Below are 19,462 nucleotides of genomic sequence, written 5' to 3' on the forward strand. Positions count from 1 at the left end.
ACCATATTGTTCTAGTTTTACCTCATTTGGAACTGTGTTTGCAACTGCTTTAAAATAATCTACAACTTGATGGTGGCGACTAAATTGAGTACCAATTTCATAACCTAAAAAGTCATTTGGTGATTGAATATTTTGAGCAAACGTTAAGTTTAGAAAACTTAATCCGACTAGAAGGATAACTAATAATTTACGCATTTAAATAATTTTTGGTTGAGTGCTAGTAAAGATACATAGCACATGCGAATTAACTAAAAATTAGTAATTAAAATATTGAAGTATCTTATATTTATGCCATAATTAACATTTGTATGCCAACTGACTGTATTAACTTCAGAGAAACTAACTACTTCTCAAACTTTATATGTGATTATTTAGATCAGAAATCAGATTTACATAATTTGTATAATAGGTTTCCATTAATAGAGAATTTTAAAGCTCAGATTGAAGAAAAATCTAAGTCATTTAATAATCAAGGCAGGCAAATTTTAGTCAATGTTCTTAAAGAACAATACAAGTCTAGCCATATTTCAGAATTAACTTTAGAGCATATTGAAAGTTTAGCTTCTCAAAAGACATTTACAGTTACGACAGGGCATCAGCTCAATTTATTTACTGGTCCATTGTATTTTCTATACAAAATCATATCCACTATAAACCTTACAAAAGCGCTTAAGATAAAACATCCAGAGTATAATTTTGTTCCTGTTTATTGGATGGCTTCCGAAGATCATGATTTTGAAGAGATTAATTATTTCAACTTCAAAGGGAAAAAGATACAATGGAATTCGAAACAAACAGGAGCCGTCGGTCATTTTAATACAGATGGTTTAGATGCTGTTTTTGAGATTGTTTCGGCTGAATTCGGATTAGGGAAAAATGCAGAACAATTAAACTATTGGTTTAAAAATGCTTATTTGAATCATAATAACTTAGCTGATGCCACACGTTATTTAGCAAACGAATTATTTGGTGAGCATGGTTTAGTGATTTTAGATTCTGACCATAAAGACTTAAAACGTTTATTTATTCCTAATATTAAAAAGGAAGTTATTGAGCAAACTGCTTTTAAACATGTTTCTGAAACTAATAAAAAGCTTGAAGATTTAGGTCTAAAAGTTCAAGTAAACCCAAGAGAGATTAACTTCTTTTATATTAAGGATGATTTACGAGAGCGTATTGTTGAGGTTGACGGAGTCTATTCTGTTTTAGATTCTGATATGAGTTGGACTGAAACTGAATTGTTAAAACATCTGAATGACTATCCTGAGCGTTTCTCACCAAACGTGATCATGCGACCTTTATATCAAGAAGTTATTTTGCCTAATCTCTGTTACATTGGTGGAGGCGGAGAGATGATTTACTGGTTACAATTAAAATCTAATTTTGAAACTCAAAATGTGACGTTTCCTATGCTTTTGCTAAGAAATTCCGCTTTAGTGAAAACTAAAAAGCAAGCAGGTAAATTAGAGAAGCTACAAATTTCTAATCACGACTTATTTTTAAATCGAAATTCTTTCATAAATAAAAAAGTTAGAAAAATTTCAAACATAGATGTTGATTTTTCTGATCAAATTAAATACTTGGAGAAACAATTCAAAAACTTATATCAACTTGCCGAGCAAACAGATAAATCTTTTATTGGAGCGGTAAAAGCACAAGAAGTCAAACAAATAAAAGGTTTAGAACATCTTGAAAAACGTTTGTTAAAAGCCCAAAAAAGAAATTTAGCAGACGAGATTAGTCGTTGTACAGAATTGCAAGAAGAATTGTTTCCTGGTCAGAGTTTACAAGAGCGAAATACTAATTTTTCGGAGTTGTATTTAGAATATGGTGAGGAATTAATTCCAGAGTTATTAAAATCATTAGAGCCTTTAAAAGGAGTATTTTTAATATTAAATCTAGAGTAATTCATGCATAAAATAGATATTGAGCTTATTGAAATGACACTAGATGTTATGAAATATGTTATTGGTAGAGTTTCTGAAACTGAACATCAAATAGGTAAGCCAAAAAAAGCAGAGGAATTAAAAGCGATTGTAGGTGAAACGATAACAGCTAAAGGTGTTGGTGGTGAATATGCTTTTAACTTATGGAAGGAGCATTTATCTAAAGCTAACGTACCAGTAGATCATCCAAGAAACTTAGCATTTGTGCCAGCATCACCAACAAGAGCAGCTATAATGTTCGATTTAATAACATCGGCTTCGAGTATTCATGGTGCGTATTGGATGGAAGGTGCAGGTGGTATTTTTTGTGAAAATGAGGCTATGCGATGGATTGTTTCATTAACAGGTTTACCAAAGGGTGCTTTTGGTGTATTTACCAGTGGTGGTACTGCTGCAAATTTATCTGCTATTGTTACTGCAAGAGAGTATTGGAGAGAAAATCCGGAATATAAGCGAAAAAAGGGATTGATTATTACCTCAACTGGTGCGCACTCTTCAGTAAAAGCTATGGCAAAAGTAGCAGATGTCGATATTTTATTAGTAGAATCTGAAGAACGTTTAGAAGGTAAAGACCTTCAAAAAACAATAGACAGCCTTACTGAGCATCAGCGTAAATGTTTGTTCGCTGTTGTGGCCACAGGCGGCACTACAAATGCAGGAATTATTGATGATTTAGATGGTGTTGCAAATATTTGTGAAAAAGAGAATCTATGGTTTCATGTCGATGCAGCTTATGGAGGAGGAGCTTTAGCTGCGGATTCTGTACGTCATTTATTTATTGGTATTGAAAAAGCGGATAGTATAACAATAGATCCTCATAAATGGATGTTTTCACCATATGATTGTGGTGCGGTGATTTATAAAAATCCAGAACTTGCAAAAAAAGCGCATTCACAACAAGGCTCTTATCTCGATATTTTTAAAGATGAAGGTGCGCATGGCTTTAATCCTAGCGATTATCAAATACAGTTAACACGTCGTGTTCGTGGTTTACCTTTATGGTTTTCGTTAGCAACCCACGGAACAGATCGCTTTAAAGAAGCTATAGAAAGAGGTCTTGAGCTTGCACAAATTGCTGGTAAAATGATTGAAGCACATCCAGATTTAGAATTGGTACGAGCACCAAGTTTATCTTGTGTTTTGTTTAGAAGACTAGGATGGGAAAATAAAGATTATACAGAATGGACTTACGAAAACCACCGAAAGGGATTTGCTTTAGTCACACCAACTAAATGGAATAATGGAGAGCGATTTGAAGCTGTTTCTCGTTTTTGTTTTATAAATCCTGATACGACGGAAAATGATATTCGATTGATTTTGGATACTATGATTTAATCATTATCCTTTAGTTACAGAGTTGTACTTAATCCTTTAAAAAGGGCATCATAAAATAGAGCTAATACGAAAGGGAAACAATTCTAAAATTTAGAGTGTTTACAAGTCCTTTAAAATGTTAAGAAAATATTCAAAAAATCGTAAAGCGTAAATCTTCAATATGAAATCTATTGTTATTTTTGCATATGCAACATAACAAAGTCCTAATATTAGATTTCGGATCGCAATACACACAGCTTATTGCGCGTCGCGTTAGAGAATTAAATATCTATTGCGAAATTCACCCATTCAATAAAATCCCTAACGATTCAGAGACCTTTAAAGCGGTTATCTTATCCGGTAGTCCAAACTCTGTAAGAGGTGAAGATGTTTTGCATCCAGACCTTAAAGGTATTAGGGGTAGAAAGCCACTTTTAGCAGTTTGCTATGGAGCACAATATTTAGCACATTTTGCTGGAGGAGAAGTTTCTGAATCTAACACTAGAGAATACGGAAGAGCGCATTTAAACTTTATTAAAGATAATGAGGGTTTCTTTACAGGGATTTCTAAGGGAAGTCAAGTTTGGATGAGTCATAGTGATACCATTAAAAAATTACCTTCAAACGGTGTTTTATTAGCAAGCACACACGATGTAGAAAATGCGGCTTATAAAATTGAAGGCGAGACTACTTATGCCATTCAGTTTCACCCAGAAGTATATCATACTACTGATGGAAAACAATTATTAGAAAATTTTTTAGTTCATATAGCAGAAGTAGCACAAGACTGGACACCACAATCTTTTGTAGAAGAAACCGTTGATGGTTTAAAAGCGCAATTAGGTAATGATAAAGTTGTTCTTGGTTTATCTGGTGGAGTAGATTCTTCAGTTGCAGCAATGTTATTACATAAAGCCATTGGTGAGAATTTGTATTGCATCTTTGTAAATAACGGCTTATTAAGAAAAAATGAATTTACAGAAGTATTAAAACAGTACGAAGGTATGGGCTTTAATGTAAAAGGTGTAGATGCTTCGGCACGCTTTTTGGATGCCTTAAAAGGATTGAGTGATCCTGAGCTTAAACGTAAAGCCATAGGGAAAACGTTCATTGAAGTTTTTGATGATGAAGCACATCTTATAGAAGATGTAAAATGGTTGGCACAAGGCACCATTTATCCAGATGTTATAGAAAGTGTTTCGGCGACTGGTGGACCAAGTGCAACAATTAAAAGTCATCACAATGTTGGTGGTTTACCCGACTATATGAAATTGAAAATAGTTGAGCCTTTAAGAACATTATTTAAAGATGAGGTAAGACGTGTTGGTGCGTCTATGGATATGGAGAAAGAATTATTAGGAAGACATCCTTTTCCTGGACCTGGTTTAGCAATTCGAATTCTTGGAGATCTAACAGAGGAGAAAGTACGTATATTACAAGAGGTAGATGCTGTTTTTATTAATAATCTACGCTCTTGGAATTTATACGACAAAGTATGGCAAGCAGGAGCAATTTTGTTGCCAGTAAATAGTGTAGGTGTAATGGGAGATGAAAGAACCTATGAGAAATGTGTTGCATTGAGAGCTGTTGAAAGTACAGATGGTATGACAGCAGATTGGGTGAATTTACCATATGAATTTTTACAAAAAACCTCTAATGAAATTATAAATAAAGTAAAAGGTGTGAATAGAGTTGTTTATGATATCAGTTCTAAGCCACCTGCTACTATTGAGTGGGAATAACAAAATAAGTAAGTCGAGTTTAGTCGCGGTTTGCAGTAAAATATAATACATGAGAAATATTTTAATCATCATCTTAATTGCTTTTTCAACGGCTCTTAGTGCTCAAAACTACAAAGAGCACAAGATTAAAGCTGGTGAAACTATAGAAAGTGTTGCAAAGCAATACCTCGTAACTCCTTCTGATATCTATGCTTTAAATCCTGATGCAAAAACTAAATTTCAACTAAATACTGTTTTATTAATTCCAATTTCTAAAGTTAAAAACGAAGCTATTGATGAAGAAAAACGAGATCTAATTGGTTATAAAACACACAAAGTAAGACGCAAGGAAACGTTGTATAGTTTATCTAAAAAGTACAATATCTCTGAAGAGGATATCAAAAAAGCCAATCGTTTTTTGTATTCTGAAAATCTAAAAAAAGGCAATAAAATTAAAATCCCAAAATTTAGAACTGTACTTTATAAAAAGAGTTTTATTAATACTTTAAAAAAATATACAGTACAGCCTAAAGAGGGGAAGTGGAGAATTGCTTACAAGTTTGAAATTACTGTTGCGGAACTAGAAGGATTGAATCCTTTAATGAAAGATATGATACAACCAGGTGATGTATTAAATGTTCCAAACATTTCAGATGATGAAGAAAAATTAACGACAGATATTTACAATTATTACGAGGTATTACCTAAAGAAGGCTTTTATAGACTAAAAGTGAAATTGGGTTTAACCCAAGATCAATTAGAAGATTTAAATCCAGAAATTAAGGTAGATGGATTAAAGGAAGGTATGATTCTTAAAATACCAGCAGAAATTAATGTGGCAGGTCGTTTTGAAAATGTAGAAACTACAAGCTTACTATCTGGTATAACTAATTTCAAAACTAAGAAAATAGCATTAATGTTACCATATCGTTTACATAGAATTGATACAGATTCTATTGAAGAAACAAAGGAAATGATAAAAACTAGCGCTTTACTTTCTGCGGTTTTAGATTTTCATGTTGGTCTAACGATGGCTTTAGATTCTGCAAAACAATTAGGGATTTCAACAGACTTAAAGGTTTTTGACACCCAACGCAGAATTTCTACAATAAATACGTTATTAGATGATAATGATTTTTCTGATTATGATGCTGTTATAGGGCCAATGAAAGAAGATTGTTTTGATAGAGTAGCTTCTAGGTTAAAGGGCGATAGAGTACCTGTAATAGCAGCTATGACAATGCCAAAAGAAGTGTATGCTAATGTCTTTCAGACCATACCAGAGAATAAATTATTACAAAAAGCCATGCTAGATTTTGTGAAAGCAGACAGTACAAAAACTAAAGTAGTGGTTATAGCAGATCAGGCAAATCGTACTAAAAGCGAGATGTTAAAAAGAGAATTCCCAGGAGCAAAACTTATCTATTCAAGAAAAAATAAAGAAGGTGGCGATGGTTATTATTTATATCCTCAAGATTTAGAAAATGTCTTTTCAGCAGGTAAAACTATTGTGTTTTTAGAAACCAATAATAATAATTTAGCATCAAGTGCTATAAGTATGATTAATGGGATATCTGTAGAAAAAACAGAAATAGTTTTGGTGACTTTAGATAAAAATAAAGCCTTCGAGGGTAAAAATATTGATAATAATGACCTGTCTAATTTAAAGTTTCATTATGCATCTGTAAATAGGGATGTTGATGAAACACAATCAAATGGTTTTGTTGAGAATTATAGAAAAATATATGGTGTTTCACCAAGTAAATTTGCAGTACGTGGTTTTGATGTTACATTAGATCTTTTAATGCGTCTCGCCTCAAAAGATAATTTGTATGAAGCCTCTGGTAATGATATAGAAACGGAGTACATAGAAAATAAATTTAGATACAATAAGTCTTTATTTGGGGGTTATGTAAATGAAGCCTTTTATATTGTAAAGTACGATGATTTAAGAATTGTAAAAGCAAATTAAAATGACATCTAAAGTAACCTACTTAGGCAATCTAAGAACGGAAAGTATTCATACTAAGTCTAGTAATTCTTTCATCACTGATGCGCCAATAGATAATAACGGTAAAGGCGAAGCGTTTTCTCCTACAGATACTGTGGCTTCAGGTTTAGCAAGTTGTATGCTAACTGTTATGGGGATTAAAGCAAATGCAATGGATGTAGATATGTCTAGTACAACGGCAGAGGTTACAAAAACAATGCAGAGTAATCCAAGACGTATTTCTAAAATTGAAGTTGTAATTAATTTACCATTCGATGCAGACACCAAGACTCAGAAAATCTTAGAGCAGACAGCTAATACGTGTCCAGTACATTATAGTTTACACCCAGATATTGAAAAAGTGGTTACTTTTAATTGGCAATAAATGCAAATAAAACATATCATATTTATTTTAGTTTTTCTTTTTATTGGTAAGGATTCCGATGACGAAACCATGGCATGGCAGGAGTCTCGTAAACTAACGTGGTCAGATTTTAAGGCAAGTCCTAATGGAGAGTCTGATGCAGTGGCATTAACGGCATCTGGTATTACCTTTGGCTATTCAGTTAAAACAGCTGGTAGAAGGATTACTGATTTTTCTACTTCAGTAGAAGCGCATTTCTACCCAAATAAATCTTGGTATTTTAAAAACAGAGGTACTGACTATATTTTAGCACACGAGCAATTACATTTTGATATTACAGAGCTTTATGTACGTATGTTTAGAGAGCAGTTGACCAAGTTACAAGTCAACCAAAATGTAAAAGAGCAAATGCAACGTTTGCATAAAAAAATTAACGTAGCTGTAGACGAAACTCAAAAACGTTACGACGCTCAGAGTAATCACTCAATAAACGCTAAGGCACAAAAGCAATGGGAAGTTTTTATAGCAAAAGAACTTAAGAATCTAGACCAGTACAAATCTAATTAGTTTGGAAGGCAGTAAAGAAGCACTTATTGAGTTAGCACATTACAAAATGCCTTTTGGTAAATATAAAGACAGATACCTTGTTGATGTCCCAGAGTATTACTACGTATGGTATAGACAAAAGGGCTTTCCCAAAGGGAAATTGGGTAATATGATGATGCAAATGCACGACATTAAAATTAATGGACTAGAGGAATTAATATATAATATTAAGCGGAATTTTAGGAAGTGAGTTTATGGTGTTTTGTTTGATTATTCTTTAATATAAAACTGTTTCAATGTTTTATATCTAACTAAAAAAGTCAAGCACTCAAATTTTCAATACATTGCTCTCTTAATAACCAAAGTTCATTAAAAGTAAAATGAATGTTATTGTCTATAATCCACCTCTTCATATAGTTTTTATGGAAATTAACTTTGAATTCTGCTACCTGATGAGGTTGTATTTCTTTCTCAAATAAAATAGCATCTTTTAACCTACCAAAATCTGAGCTAGAAGTTGTAAAATCTAAACGTTCATTGTTAATTAATAGATAGCAATGTGCTTCTGGTATAAATTCAATATTATTTTTAATTAAGACGTTTCCTATTTTAGGTGTATTAATATGATTCATCTTATACATACCAAGAATTAGTTTTACATCTGGTATTGTGTTTAAATCAGCTATTGCTTTTAACAAAGCATGTTTAGAGCTACAGGTTCCTTTTTGTTGCTGTAAAACTAAGGATAGGTCATTTCTAGTTTTGTTTCGTCCGTAAGGTAGATTTTTAACAAAGCTTGTAAGCTCATTCCATTGCGAAATATTATAGCTTTTCGCAAGTTTTGTGAGTTTGTCATTAGATGATAATACAACGTTTTCTTTAAACATTAAAAAGGTAATTTATCTGTAAGACTTGTTTTTATCTTTAAAGTGTAATAAATAACTATAAAAGCAAATAACAACTATTCAGTACCATAGACGCAATAGTTTGTAACGCTAAATATAGCATCCATGTTTAGGCTACTTATGTATTCTGACCTAGATAAATCATCATAAAGTAATTTAAACTTTTTATCAGATAAATTAGGGACTAAAGGTTCGGAAATAAAAGCTACAACGGATAGTAAAAACAAACCAAATAGTTGGAAATTTAGAGTTCTCAAAATTCCATTTTTTTAATTTTTTATTTAAGAATACGATTAGTATTAGACCAAAAAGTAGTGTAGTTATAAAGCTAAAAACAGGCAAGTAATACTTAAAATAAATTAATGAAAAACGATCAGAGAATCCATACAAAAGGTGTTGATTTTTAAGAACTTCAATCAATACATGTGCTACTTTTAAAAAAGTAAATCCTAATAGCGTCCACAGCACTATTTTAAATACTGATTTAGTTGGCTTCATCTTTTAATATTAATCTTACTTAATGCGCAAGAGCTGCACAAAGATATTAAATAATCAAAACTTAAGTTTTAAAGTATACGCAATAGGTTCTTTTTTTCTAGTTTATAAGATTTAAACACTGTAAATACAAAAGATTAAACCATAGAAAAATAACATATTAACAAACCGTAAACAATTCTCTTAATACTCGTTTTATTTTGTAAATTTGCCTGCGTTTAACAACGCATCATGACCACAACCCCTAAGTATATTTTTGTAACAGGCGGAGTGTCTTCTTCTCTTGGAAAAGGCATTATTGCAGCATCTTTAGCTAAACTCTTGCAATCGCAAGGTTACAGAACTACCATTCAGAAATTAGACCCTTACATAAACATAGATCCAGGGACTTTAAACCCTTATGAGCATGGCGAATGTTATGTTACAGATGATGGAGCAGAAACAGATCTAGATTTAGGTCACTACGAGCGCTTTTTAAATGTACCAACGTCTCAGGCAAATAATGTAACTACAGGTAAAATTTATCAAAGTGTTATTGATAAGGAAAGGCGTGGTGAGTTTTTAGGGAGAACAGTACAAGTTATTCCCCATATTACAGACGAAATAAAACATAGAATACAAATACTTGGTAATTCTGGTGACTACGATATTGTACTAACAGAAATTGGTGGTACAGTTGGTGATATTGAGTCATTACCTTACATTGAAGCTGTTCGTCAGCTACAGTGGGATTTAGGCGATAATAACGCTTTAGTTATTCACTTAACTTTGGTGCCATATTTATCAGCTGCAGGTGAATTAAAAACAAAACCAACCCAACATAGTGTAAAGACCTTGATGGAAAGTGGTGTACACGCAGATATTTTGGTATGTAGAACTGAGCACGAATTAAACGATGGACTAAAAGCTAAATTAGCACGTTTTTGTAATGTGAAGCAAGAGGCTGTAATTCAGTCAATAGATGCGTCCACAATATACGATGTACCTAATTTAATGCTAGAAGAAGGCTTAGATAAAGTTGTTTTAGATAAGTTGAAATTAAAAAGTGATGTGCCAGACCTTAACCGTTGGAACGAATTTCTAAAACGTCACAAAAACCCTAAAAGTGAAGTTACTATAGGTCTTATTGGTAAGTATGTAGAATTACAAGATTCTTATAAATCTATTTTAGAATCTTTTATACATGCAGGTGCAGAAAATGAAGTAAAAGTTAATGTAGAATCTATACATTCAGAATATTTAAATTCAGAGAATATTGAATTTAAGCTTGGCCATTTAGATGCTGTTTTAGTAGCTCCGGGTTTCGGTGAGCGTGGTATTGAAGGGAAAATAGAAGCAGTGCGCTATGTACGTGAAAATAATATTCCATTTTTAGGCATCTGTTTAGGAATGCAAATGGCTGTTATAGAATATGCCAGAAACGTGCTTAAGTTAGAAGATGCTAATTCTATTGAGATGGACGAGTCTACAACACACCCAGTAATTAACTTAATGGAGTCGCAAAAAAATGTGGTTAATAAAGGTGGTACAATGCGTTTAGGTGCTTGGGATTGTAAAGTCCTAGAAAATAGCATTGCTTATGACGTTTATGGGCAATCTGACATAAAAGAAAGACACAGACATCGTTTTGAATTTAATAACGATTACAAAGCACAAATTGAAGCAGCCGGAATGAAAGCTACAGGTTTAAACCCAGAAACTGATTTAGTGGAAATTATTGAAATACCAAGCCACAACTGGTTTGTAGGTGTGCAATACCATCCTGAATATAAAAGTACAGTTGCAAATCCGCATCCATTATTTGTGGCCTTTGTTAGCGCAGCACTTAAGTATAAGAACAAAAAATAATATGCCACTTTGGCGTAAAGTGAATTTTGGATAACTTTTTGGGTTATCAAAAATGATTAATTAGACTACCGCTTAAGCGGCAAATACATATGGAAGAAAAGAAATTCGACATTAAATCTATAATAGGCTTTGTTCTCATTTTTGGGATTCTATTATTTATAATGTATCAAAACAGTCCGACACCAGAAGAAGTTGAAGCTCAGAAAAAAGCAGAACAAGAACAGGTTGAAGCAGAAAAAAAAGAAAGTAAACAAAACGAAGCTGTAGTAACAACCTCAGCTGACTATACTAATACAATAGCCTTAGATTCTTCGCAACAAGTTGCAGCTCAAAATAAGTTAGGTGCACTTTCTTATGCCTTAACATTACCTGGTGAAGATTTCACAACTGTAGAAACTGATGTTTTTGAACTCAAGTTTAGTAGAAAAGGTGGTCACTTAGCACAAGTAAAATTAAGGAACTTTGTAGATTACGACTCTGTACCTATTTACTTAGTTAAAGATAATAATAGTGCTTTTAATATCACATTTAGCACTTCAGATAGTAGAACACATAATACGCAAGATTTTCCTTTTCAGCAAAGCGTAAGTAAAAGTGGAGAGAACACTGTAGTTTCTATGAAACTTAAAGTTTCAGAGTCTTCATATTTAGAATACCGTTACGAGTTAAAGCCTAATGATTATATGATTGATTTTTCAATCAAATCAAAAGGTTTAAGTGGAGTGTTTAATACCTCACAACCTATAACTTTAGATTGGAAACAGAAACAGATTCGTCATGCAAAAAGTATAAGTTACGAAAACCGCTATACAAGGTTAACCTACATGTACGATGAAGGCAAGGTTGATAAATTATCTCAAGCGGGAGATGATGATGAAACTGCTAATAATGTGGAATGGTTATCTTACAGGCAGTTCTTTTTTAGTTCAATATTAATAGCAAATGATAGTCCATTCAAAAATGTGGCTATGACGTCTAAGAACTTAGTTGAAGATGAAGAAATAGATACACTATTTACTAAAATATATACTTCTAAATTACCATTAGTATATAATAGTGGAGAAGTTAATAAGAGTTTAGGTCTCTATTATGGACCAACTGAAGCCAAGACTTTAAAGAATTATGAAAAAGGTTTAGATGAAAGTATTCCATTTGGTTGGGGGATTTTTGGCTGGATTAATAAAATGATTTTTATTCCATTATTTGGTTTCCTAAGTGGATTTTTACCTTATGGAATAGCAATTATAGTAATGACCATATTGGTTAAAATCGTTTTATCTTTCGTGCAATACAAGCAATTCTTGTCTCAAGCTAAAATGAAAATTTTAAAGCCAGAGTTAGATGCAATTAGATTAAAGCATAAAGACAATAAATTAAAGGCACAACAAGAAACCATGGCATTGCAAAGTAAAGCAGGCGCAAGTCCCCTGAGTGGTTGTTTACCAGGTTTAATGCAGATTCCTGTATTCTATGCATTGTTTATGTTCTTCCCAACAGCATTTGAGTTAAGACAAAAAAGTTTCCTTTGGGCAGACGATTTAAGTTCTTATGATTCAATATTAGAATGGGATATATATATTCCTGTGATTTCTACATTTTATGGAAACCACATGGCTTTATTTCCAATATTAGCAGCAGTAGCTATTTTCTTCTATATGAAAATGACAACAGGTCAGCAAATGGCATCACAGCCTACACAAGAAGGGATGCCAGATATGGGGAAAATGATGAAGTATATGATTTACTTCTCACCAATTTTAATGTTGGTATTCTTTAATAACTATGCTTCTGGTTTAAGTTTATATTACTTTATATCTAACTTAATTAGTATTGGTATTATGTTAGTGATTAAAAACTACATTATCGATGAGGATAAAGTGTTAGCGAAAATTGAAGTCAGCAAAACGAAGCCTAAGAAACAAAATAAGTTTCAGAAGAAAATGACAGATATGATGGCACAGGCTGAGGAGCAGAAGAGAACTCAACAGGGTAAAAAGAAATAATAACGTCCTTTGAAAACAGGAATCCTATTCTAAATAATTTAAAGCCTCTCGATTTTCGGGGGGCTTTTATAGTGTAAAGAGTATTAGCTTTTAGATGCAATTTATGACGATAGAAGTTAGTACAAAAAAGACATTAAGCATATAGTTGATGGACTTAATACCTGTAATTTAAATAAAGTACCAGCTTTAGAAGATATATGGACACCATTAGAATTTAGTGCTTAAAATGATAAAGACGAAGTTATTGGCGGAGTTCTCCCAGGAATTGGATATTGGAATGGATTAGAAATTAAAATCCTTTGGGTAAAAGAAGAACATAGAAAATACGGAATTGGAACAACACTTTTAAATTACGTTGAAACAATAGCTGAAGAGAAAGGTGCTACAGTTTCTATGGTAGATACTTTCGATTTTCAATCTGTAGTATATATCTTAAAAACAACTATAAGTCAATAGGTGAAATCGAAAACTTCCCAGAAGGACATAAGCGTGTTTACTTTTCTAAAGTATTATAATAAAAAAAAGCCTCTCGGATTTTCCAAGAGGCTTTTCTACTAACTAAAATCAATCAATATAAAATAGAGGTAATCAGCCTCGATTTTCTTTTTTTAGTATTAATCAGGTGATCCTGGGCGGATAACTGTATCTACAACATGTACAACACCATTGATTGCTTGAATATTAAACAATGCTGCTTCTGTTAATATAGTTGACACACGGTCAAGATCATCTGTTAATGTAAATGCACTATTATCAGCCGTAATTTCACCACCTAAAGTAGCAACTACACCATTAGGTAAGCCACTAGACTGAATATTTCCACTAACAATATGCATTAATAAAACAGCATCTGTAGTTGCTGCATTTAATTCTCCGTCACCTTCACCTAAACCTGTAAGATTTAATTCTGCTAATACGTTAGTGAATGCACCATTTGTTGGAGCAAAAACAGTAAATGGTCCTGCTGTAGCATCTGATACAACTTCAATATACCCTGGAGTTACGCTTGGAGATCCTGTATCTGCAAATGCTAACGCTGCCTCTAAAGTATCTAATGCAGGGTTTGTAGTTGCAAAAGTTGCAATAGTAGGCAAACCGATTACAGTATCAACAATATGTAAAGTTCCGTTTGTTGCAGTATTATCAGGGTTTATAACTGTAGAAGCACCATTAAGTATAACACCATTAGACGTTGTAAAGTATAAGCTTAAATTAGCGCCGTTTGGTCCTGTAGCCATAGTATTTGGATAACCAGATCCTAAACCAACTAAATCAGTTGAAGAAATAGTACTTCCTACAATAACATGATTTAATAAAATGTTTCTTACCAATTCTTCTTCTTCAGTAGTTAAATTATCTAAATCTAATCCTGTAGCCGTTAATAAAGTTGTGAATGCTTCATTTGTTGGAGCAAAGACAGTAAAAGGACCATCGCCTTGTAAATCATCTACTAGTCCTGTTGCAGTTAAAGCTGCTGCTAGAGATGTTAAGTTGTTTGCTAGTGCAACATCTACTATTGTAGTTGCTTGTGGGCCTGGGCCGCTGTCATCATCATCACTACAACCAGTAACACCTAAAACCAATAGAAATACTGAAAGTAATTTGAATGTTTTTGAAATAATTTTCATTTTTTTGAGTTTTTAAAATTAAATTGTTCATCATTACAAGCATTATGCCTGTCTAACAAAAATACAAAATGATTAAACAGAAAGTTTATCTCTCCTTAATTTTTACAATAATTTTAACAACTGTTTTTGCTCAAAAATCGGTTAATAAGTTCGATAAAGACGGTAAACGTGATGGGTTGTGGGCGAAAAACTACCATAAGACAGATCAAAAGCGTTACGAAGGAGTTTTTCAACATGGTAAGGAAATAGATTCCTTTAAATACTACACCTTATCAAAAGGAAAAAGTGTTTTAAGTGCTGTAAAAGTGTTTAATGAAAAAGATAGTTTAGCCGATGTTTCCTTTTTTGCATCAAATAAAAAAGTAATTAGTGAGGGCAGAATGAATGGTAAGCGATATATAGGACAATGGATTTACTACCATAAAAACTCTAGTGCCAAAATGATTATAGAAAATTTTAATGAACAAGGTCTTTTAGAAGGTGAACGAAAGATTTTATATAAGAATGGTTTAATTGCAGAAATAGCTAATTATGAGGATGGTAAATTAATAGGTGAAGCTAATTGGTATTCTGAAAATAAAACACTGATAAAATCCTCAAACTACCAAAATGGAGAACTTCATGGTAAAACTACGAATTACGATGCTAAAGGTATTGTTATGTCAGAAGGGACTTATGTAAAGGACCAAAAAAAGGAGATTTGGAATTATTATAAAGATGGTCAACTCATTAAGAAAATAGACCATACAAGTAGAAAAGTGATTTATAAAAAAGCAATAGATTAAAGCTATCTCTTAGATAGTATTTTGGTATGGCAATCTTAATAAGATTGCCTTTTTTATTTTGTAATTTTGACTAAGTATTTTCGAACAAATTAGAATAAAAAATATAAGTAGTGAAACGTGTTATAGTAGGACTTTCAGGTGGAGTAGATTCAAGTGTTGCTGCTTATCTTTTAAAAGAGCAAGGTTATGAGGTTATTGGTCTTTTTATGAAAAATTGGCACGATGACTCTGTAACTATTTCAGATGAATGTCCATGGTTAGACGACAGTAACGACGCTATGCTTGTTGCCGATAAATTGGGTATTCCTTTTCAAACGGTAGACCTAAGCGTACAGTATAAAGAGCGTATCGTTGATTATATGTTTAATGAGTATGAAAAAGGACGTACACCAAACCCAGATATACTTTGTAATCGTGAAATAAAGTTCGATGTTTTTATGGATATTGCTTTAGAGCTTGGAGCAGATTTCGTAGCTACAGGTCACTATTGTAGAAAAGGAACAATTAAAAAAAAAGGTACAGAAATACACCAACTATTAGCAGGTGCTGATGGCAACAAAGATCAGTCTTATTTTTTATGTCAATTATCACAAAAACAATTAGCTAAGGCTCTATTCCCTGTAGGTGAACTATTAAAACCTGAAGTTAGAGAAATTGCGAAAACACAAGGTTTAATTACGGCAGATAAGAAAGATTCTCAGGGCTTATGTTTTATTGGTAAAGTAAGACTTCCTGAGTTTCTTCAACAGCAACTTAAGCCAAAAGAAGGTGTAATTGTAGAGGTTAACGAATCGTTTGAAACCTATAGCATAGCTATTCCAGAATTCGATTCAAAAGAAAAAGAATTAGAGTTTCTATCTAAAAAACCAGTGTATAATTTATCGGACGGAAAAGTAGTAGGTCAGCATCAAGGGGCACATTATTTTACCAAAGGTCAACGGAAAGGCTTAGCTGTTGGAGGTACAAAAGAACCACTCTTTGTAATTGATACCGATGTTGTAGACAATGTTATTTACACTGGTCAAGGTAAAAACCATCCAGGTTTATTTAGGAATGCTTTATTTGTAACCAATGAAGAATTACATTGGGTTCGGGAAGATTTAGCCTTAAATAATGGTGAAACAATGTCAGTAATCGCAAGAATTCGATACAGACAACCTTTAGAAAAAGCAGTGCTTCATAAAGTCAAATCAGGCTTGTACGTCGAATTTGAAAAGAAACAGTCGGCCATTACCGAAGGACAGTTTGTAGCTTGGTATATCAAAGATGAATTAATAGGTTCGGGAGTTATTTCTTAAATTGCAATAAAAACAAAAGCTATGTTACGAAAGTTCACGCTGCTTTTATTGCTCCTTCTCACAATAAATAGTTATGCTCAAGAAGATGCTTGGGTTTATCTCACTGATAAACCAAATGAAGCTACTGCATTAGCAGATCCTATTTCGATTCTTACCCAAAAAGCAATTACAAGAAAACAAAATCACGGTATTTTAATTGATTCTAGAGATGTACCCGTTCACGAAGCCTATATTTCAGATTTAAAAACACAAACAGGAATAACTGTTTTAGCAAAATCTAAATGGTTTAATGCAGTGCATATTAGAGGAAATGAATCAGATATAAATGCTTTAATGACTTTGCCGTTTGTAGATAATATTGATTTTGTAAATAATAGTTTAGATGCTATTTCTCGCCAAGAAATAAATCAAGATAAAAACGAAATTGAAGATGAATCTATCGCTTTTACTTATGGCGATACTCAAAACCAAGTAGAAATGATAAATGTTGATAATTTGCATTTAGATGATTTTACAGGTGAAGGTATTACTATTGCAGTGATGGATTCTGGATTTACTAATGTGAATACCATGGGAGCTTTTCAACGATTAAGAGATAATGGTGATTTACTAGACGGTTACGACTTTGTTAATCGAAATACAGATGTCTACGCTAATACTGCAAGTTCTCACGGAACACGAGTCTTAAGTACTATGGCAGGTTTTGTGCCAGATGAATTTGTAGGCACAGCACCAGATGCATCGTACTATTTATTCTTAACAGAAGATGTTGGTAGCGAAAACCCTGTAGAAGAAAGTTATTGGGTAGAAGCTGCTGAACGTGCAGACAGTTTGGGAGTAGATATGATTAATACGTCTTTAGGTTACAGAGTCTTTGATAATGCTAACTACGATTATACTCCTGCCGATATGAATGGTCAAATAGCATTTATTTCTATAGGAGCTTCTATTGCTGTAGAAAAAGGAATTTTAGTAGTTGTTAGTGCAGGTAATGCAGGTGCAACAGCTTGGCAAACGGTAGGCGCTCCAGCTGATTCACCAGATGTATTATCTATTGGTGCTGTAGATGCCAACGGAGATTACGTAGCGTTTAGCTCGCAAGGAAGTGCAGCCCAAGTAGGTTACCAAAAACCAGATGTGGTTGCTAGAGGAGGCAGCGCTTATGTTATAGATGAAACGAATACGATTACACAAAATAATGGAACGTCTTTTAGTGGACCAATACTATGTGGAGGTGTAGCCTCCTTGTGGCAGGCAATCCCAGATTTCTCTGCGACCGAAATTATGGATTTTGTAAGGGAGTCAGCCTTTCAGTTTACAACACCCGATCAGTTTTTAGGTTATGGTATACCAGATTTATATTTAGCAAAAAATATAGCATTAACTGTTGAAAAGAATTCGCTTGAAGCGATTAAACTATTTCCAAATCCGGTAGTAGATAAATTAAATCTAATAGGACTTTCCTTTTTAGATGAAATAAAAGTTTCAATCTACAATCAACTTGGTCAAAGTGTTTTTATTAAAATACTTCAAAATGATTACAGCACTATTGATCTGTCAAACTTATCGGCTGGCATATATATCTTAAAGCTATCCTCGGAAGCACATTCAAAAATATTCAAACTTATAAAACACTAAATGGCTAATAGAATTATATCACTTTTCAATATAAAATATCCAATCATACAAGCAGGAATGATTTGGAATAGCGGCTGGAGATTAGCTTCTGCAGCAAGTAATTCAGGAATTTTAGGTTTAATCGGAGCAGGTTCAATGTATCCTGAAGTACTGCGAGAACATATTCAAAAATGCAAAGCCGCAACAGACCAACCGTTTGGTGTTAACGTACCGATGTTATATCCTAACATCACAGAGATTATGGATATTATTGTTGAAGAAGGAGTAAAGATTGTTTTCACTTCGGCAGGAAACCCTAAAACTTGGACCAAATGGTTACAAGACCAAGGTATTATAGTAGTACATGTAGTAAGTAGTGTGAAATTCGCATTAAAAGCACAAGACGCTGGTGTAAACGCTATTGTTGCCGAAGGTTTTGAAGCTGGAGGACACAATGGACGCGACGAAACCACAACATTAACGTTAATTCCTATGGTTAAAGAACAACTTCAAATTCCATTAATAGCAGCAGGTGGTATTGCCACTGGTAAAGCCATGTTAGCCTGTATGGTATTGGGAGCTGATGGAGTACAGGTTGGTAGCCGTTTTGTAGCCAGTGACGAATCTTCTGCTCATCAAGCCTTTAAACAAGTCGTTGTGGATGCTAAAGAAGGAGATACACAATTGACCTTAAAAGAATTAGCACCTGTACGACTAATTAAAAATAAATTTTATAATGACTTACAAGAACTCTATAAAACGAGTCCAACACCAGAACAACTTAAAGAATTATTGGGAAGAGCAAGAGCTAAACGCGGTATGTTTGAAGGTGACTTAGACGATGGTGAATTAGAAATTGGGCAGATTTCTGGTTTAATACATGATGTGAAATCGGTTGCTGAGATTGTTGATGATATGGTTAGTGAGTTTGAGGAGGCAAAGGATTATATTTCAAATATATAATCTATCTCTTAAGGATTGAAAGTTACATTAGAGTACAAG

At 33.2% G+C, this 19,462-nt stretch carries 17 protein-coding genes; 14 read left to right on the forward strand and 3 right to left on the reverse strand.

The genetic code is table 11. The annotated features are described in order from the left end of the window. The coding region (locus tag B2U95_RS08160) for a hypothetical protein (protein WP_296314767.1) at positions 1-195 on the reverse strand (195 nt) is incomplete at its 3' end. A 113-nt stretch (positions 196-308) separates the two neighbouring features. Between B2U95_RS08160 and bshC the strand changes: the two genes are divergently transcribed. The 7 genes from bshC to B2U95_RS08195 all read left to right on the forward strand — a co-directional run bounded on the left by bshC (position 309) and on the right by B2U95_RS08195 (position 8,131). Beyond that, complete coding sequence (gene bshC, locus B2U95_RS08165; RefSeq protein WP_296314770.1) at positions 309-1,907, forward strand: bacillithiol biosynthesis cysteine-adding enzyme BshC; 1,599 nt, start codon at positions 309-311, stop codon at positions 1,905-1,907. A 3-nt stretch (positions 1,908-1,910) separates the two neighbouring features. Further along, entirely contained in the window at positions 1,911-3,281 is a 1,371-nt protein-coding gene (locus B2U95_RS08170) for a pyridoxal phosphate-dependent decarboxylase family protein (protein ID WP_296314772.1), read from the forward strand. A gap of 185 nt (positions 3,282-3,466) precedes the next feature. Further along, positions 3,467-5,002, forward strand: a complete 1,536-nt coding sequence (guaA, locus tag B2U95_RS08175) for a glutamine-hydrolyzing GMP synthase (RefSeq protein WP_296314773.1) — start codon at positions 3,467-3,469, stop codon at positions 5,000-5,002. A 49-nt stretch (positions 5,003-5,051) separates the two neighbouring features. Beyond that, positions 5,052-6,953, forward strand: coding sequence for a LysM peptidoglycan-binding domain-containing protein (locus B2U95_RS08180; RefSeq protein ID WP_296314776.1), 1,902 nt, complete (start codon positions 5,052-5,054; stop codon positions 6,951-6,953). A gap of 1 nt (position 6,954) precedes the next feature. Next, positions 6,955-7,356 carry an OsmC family protein gene (locus tag B2U95_RS08185; protein ID WP_296314779.1) on the forward strand — a complete coding sequence of 134 codons (402 nt, stop codon included), beginning with the start codon at positions 6,955-6,957 and terminating at the stop codon, positions 7,354-7,356. Next, a complete protein-coding gene (locus B2U95_RS08190; protein ID WP_296314816.1) occupies positions 7,357-7,902 on the forward strand; it encodes a DUF922 domain-containing protein in 546 nt (181 codons plus the stop codon). A gap of 1 nt (position 7,903) precedes the next feature. Beyond that, the gene (locus B2U95_RS08195) at positions 7,904-8,131 is read left to right on the forward strand and encodes a DUF3820 family protein (protein ID WP_296314820.1); all 228 of its coding nucleotides are present in this window, start codon (positions 7,904-7,906) and stop codon (positions 8,129-8,131) included. Positions 8,132-8,201: 70 nt separating this feature from the next. Here B2U95_RS08195 and B2U95_RS08200 read toward each other — a convergent pair whose 3' ends face one another. Continuing rightward, positions 8,202-8,768 (reverse strand): hypothetical protein, encoded by a 567-nt coding sequence (locus B2U95_RS08200; RefSeq protein ID WP_296314822.1) that lies wholly within the window; start codon positions 8,766-8,768, stop codon positions 8,202-8,204. Between the two features lie 744 nt (positions 8,769-9,512). On the opposite strand from B2U95_RS08200, the gene B2U95_RS08205 reads away from it, so the two are divergent. The 3 genes from B2U95_RS08205 (at position 9,513) to B2U95_RS16310 (ending at position 13,588) form a co-directional block, all read left to right on the forward strand. Next, entirely contained in the window at positions 9,513-11,129 is a 1,617-nt protein-coding gene (locus tag B2U95_RS08205) for a CTP synthase (protein WP_296314823.1), read from the forward strand. Between the two features lie 89 nt (positions 11,130-11,218). After that, complete coding sequence (gene yidC, locus B2U95_RS08210; protein WP_296314828.1) at positions 11,219-13,132, forward strand: membrane protein insertase YidC; 1,914 nt, start codon at positions 11,219-11,221, stop codon at positions 13,130-13,132. Positions 13,133-13,420: 288 nt separating this feature from the next. After that, positions 13,421-13,588: a GNAT family N-acetyltransferase gene (locus B2U95_RS16310; RefSeq protein WP_414727673.1), complete on the forward strand. Its 168-nt coding sequence runs from the start codon at positions 13,421-13,423 to the stop codon at positions 13,586-13,588. 158 nt (positions 13,589-13,746) lie between these two features. On the opposite strand, the gene B2U95_RS08215 is transcribed toward B2U95_RS16310, so the two are convergent. After that, positions 13,747-14,760: a fasciclin domain-containing protein gene (locus B2U95_RS08215; RefSeq protein WP_296314831.1), complete on the reverse strand. Its 1,014-nt coding sequence runs from the start codon at positions 14,758-14,760 to the stop codon at positions 13,747-13,749. Positions 14,761-14,828: 68 nt separating this feature from the next. On the opposite strand from B2U95_RS08215, the gene B2U95_RS08220 reads away from it, so the two are divergent. From B2U95_RS08220 to B2U95_RS08235, 4 genes are all read left to right on the forward strand, one after another. After that, positions 14,829-15,545: a toxin-antitoxin system YwqK family antitoxin gene (locus B2U95_RS08220; protein ID WP_296314833.1), complete on the forward strand. Its 717-nt coding sequence runs from the start codon at positions 14,829-14,831 to the stop codon at positions 15,543-15,545. Positions 15,546-15,655: 110 nt separating this feature from the next. Beyond that, positions 15,656-16,843, forward strand: a complete 1,188-nt coding sequence (gene mnmA, locus B2U95_RS08225) for a tRNA 2-thiouridine(34) synthase MnmA (RefSeq protein WP_296314835.1) — start codon at positions 15,656-15,658, stop codon at positions 16,841-16,843. A gap of 21 nt (positions 16,844-16,864) precedes the next feature. Further along, positions 16,865-18,481 (forward strand): S8 family serine peptidase, encoded by a 1,617-nt coding sequence (locus tag B2U95_RS08230; RefSeq protein ID WP_296314838.1) that lies wholly within the window; start codon positions 16,865-16,867, stop codon positions 18,479-18,481. Continuing rightward, positions 18,482-19,423, forward strand: coding sequence for an NAD(P)H-dependent flavin oxidoreductase (locus B2U95_RS08235; RefSeq protein ID WP_296314840.1), 942 nt, complete (start codon positions 18,482-18,484; stop codon positions 19,421-19,423). The last annotated feature ends 39 nt before the right edge of the window (positions 19,424-19,462 follow it).

Origin of the sequence: Winogradskyella sp. UBA3174 (assembly GCF_002364335.1) — a bacterium.
Classification (GTDB): Bacteria; Bacteroidota; Bacteroidia; order Flavobacteriales; family Flavobacteriaceae; genus Winogradskyella.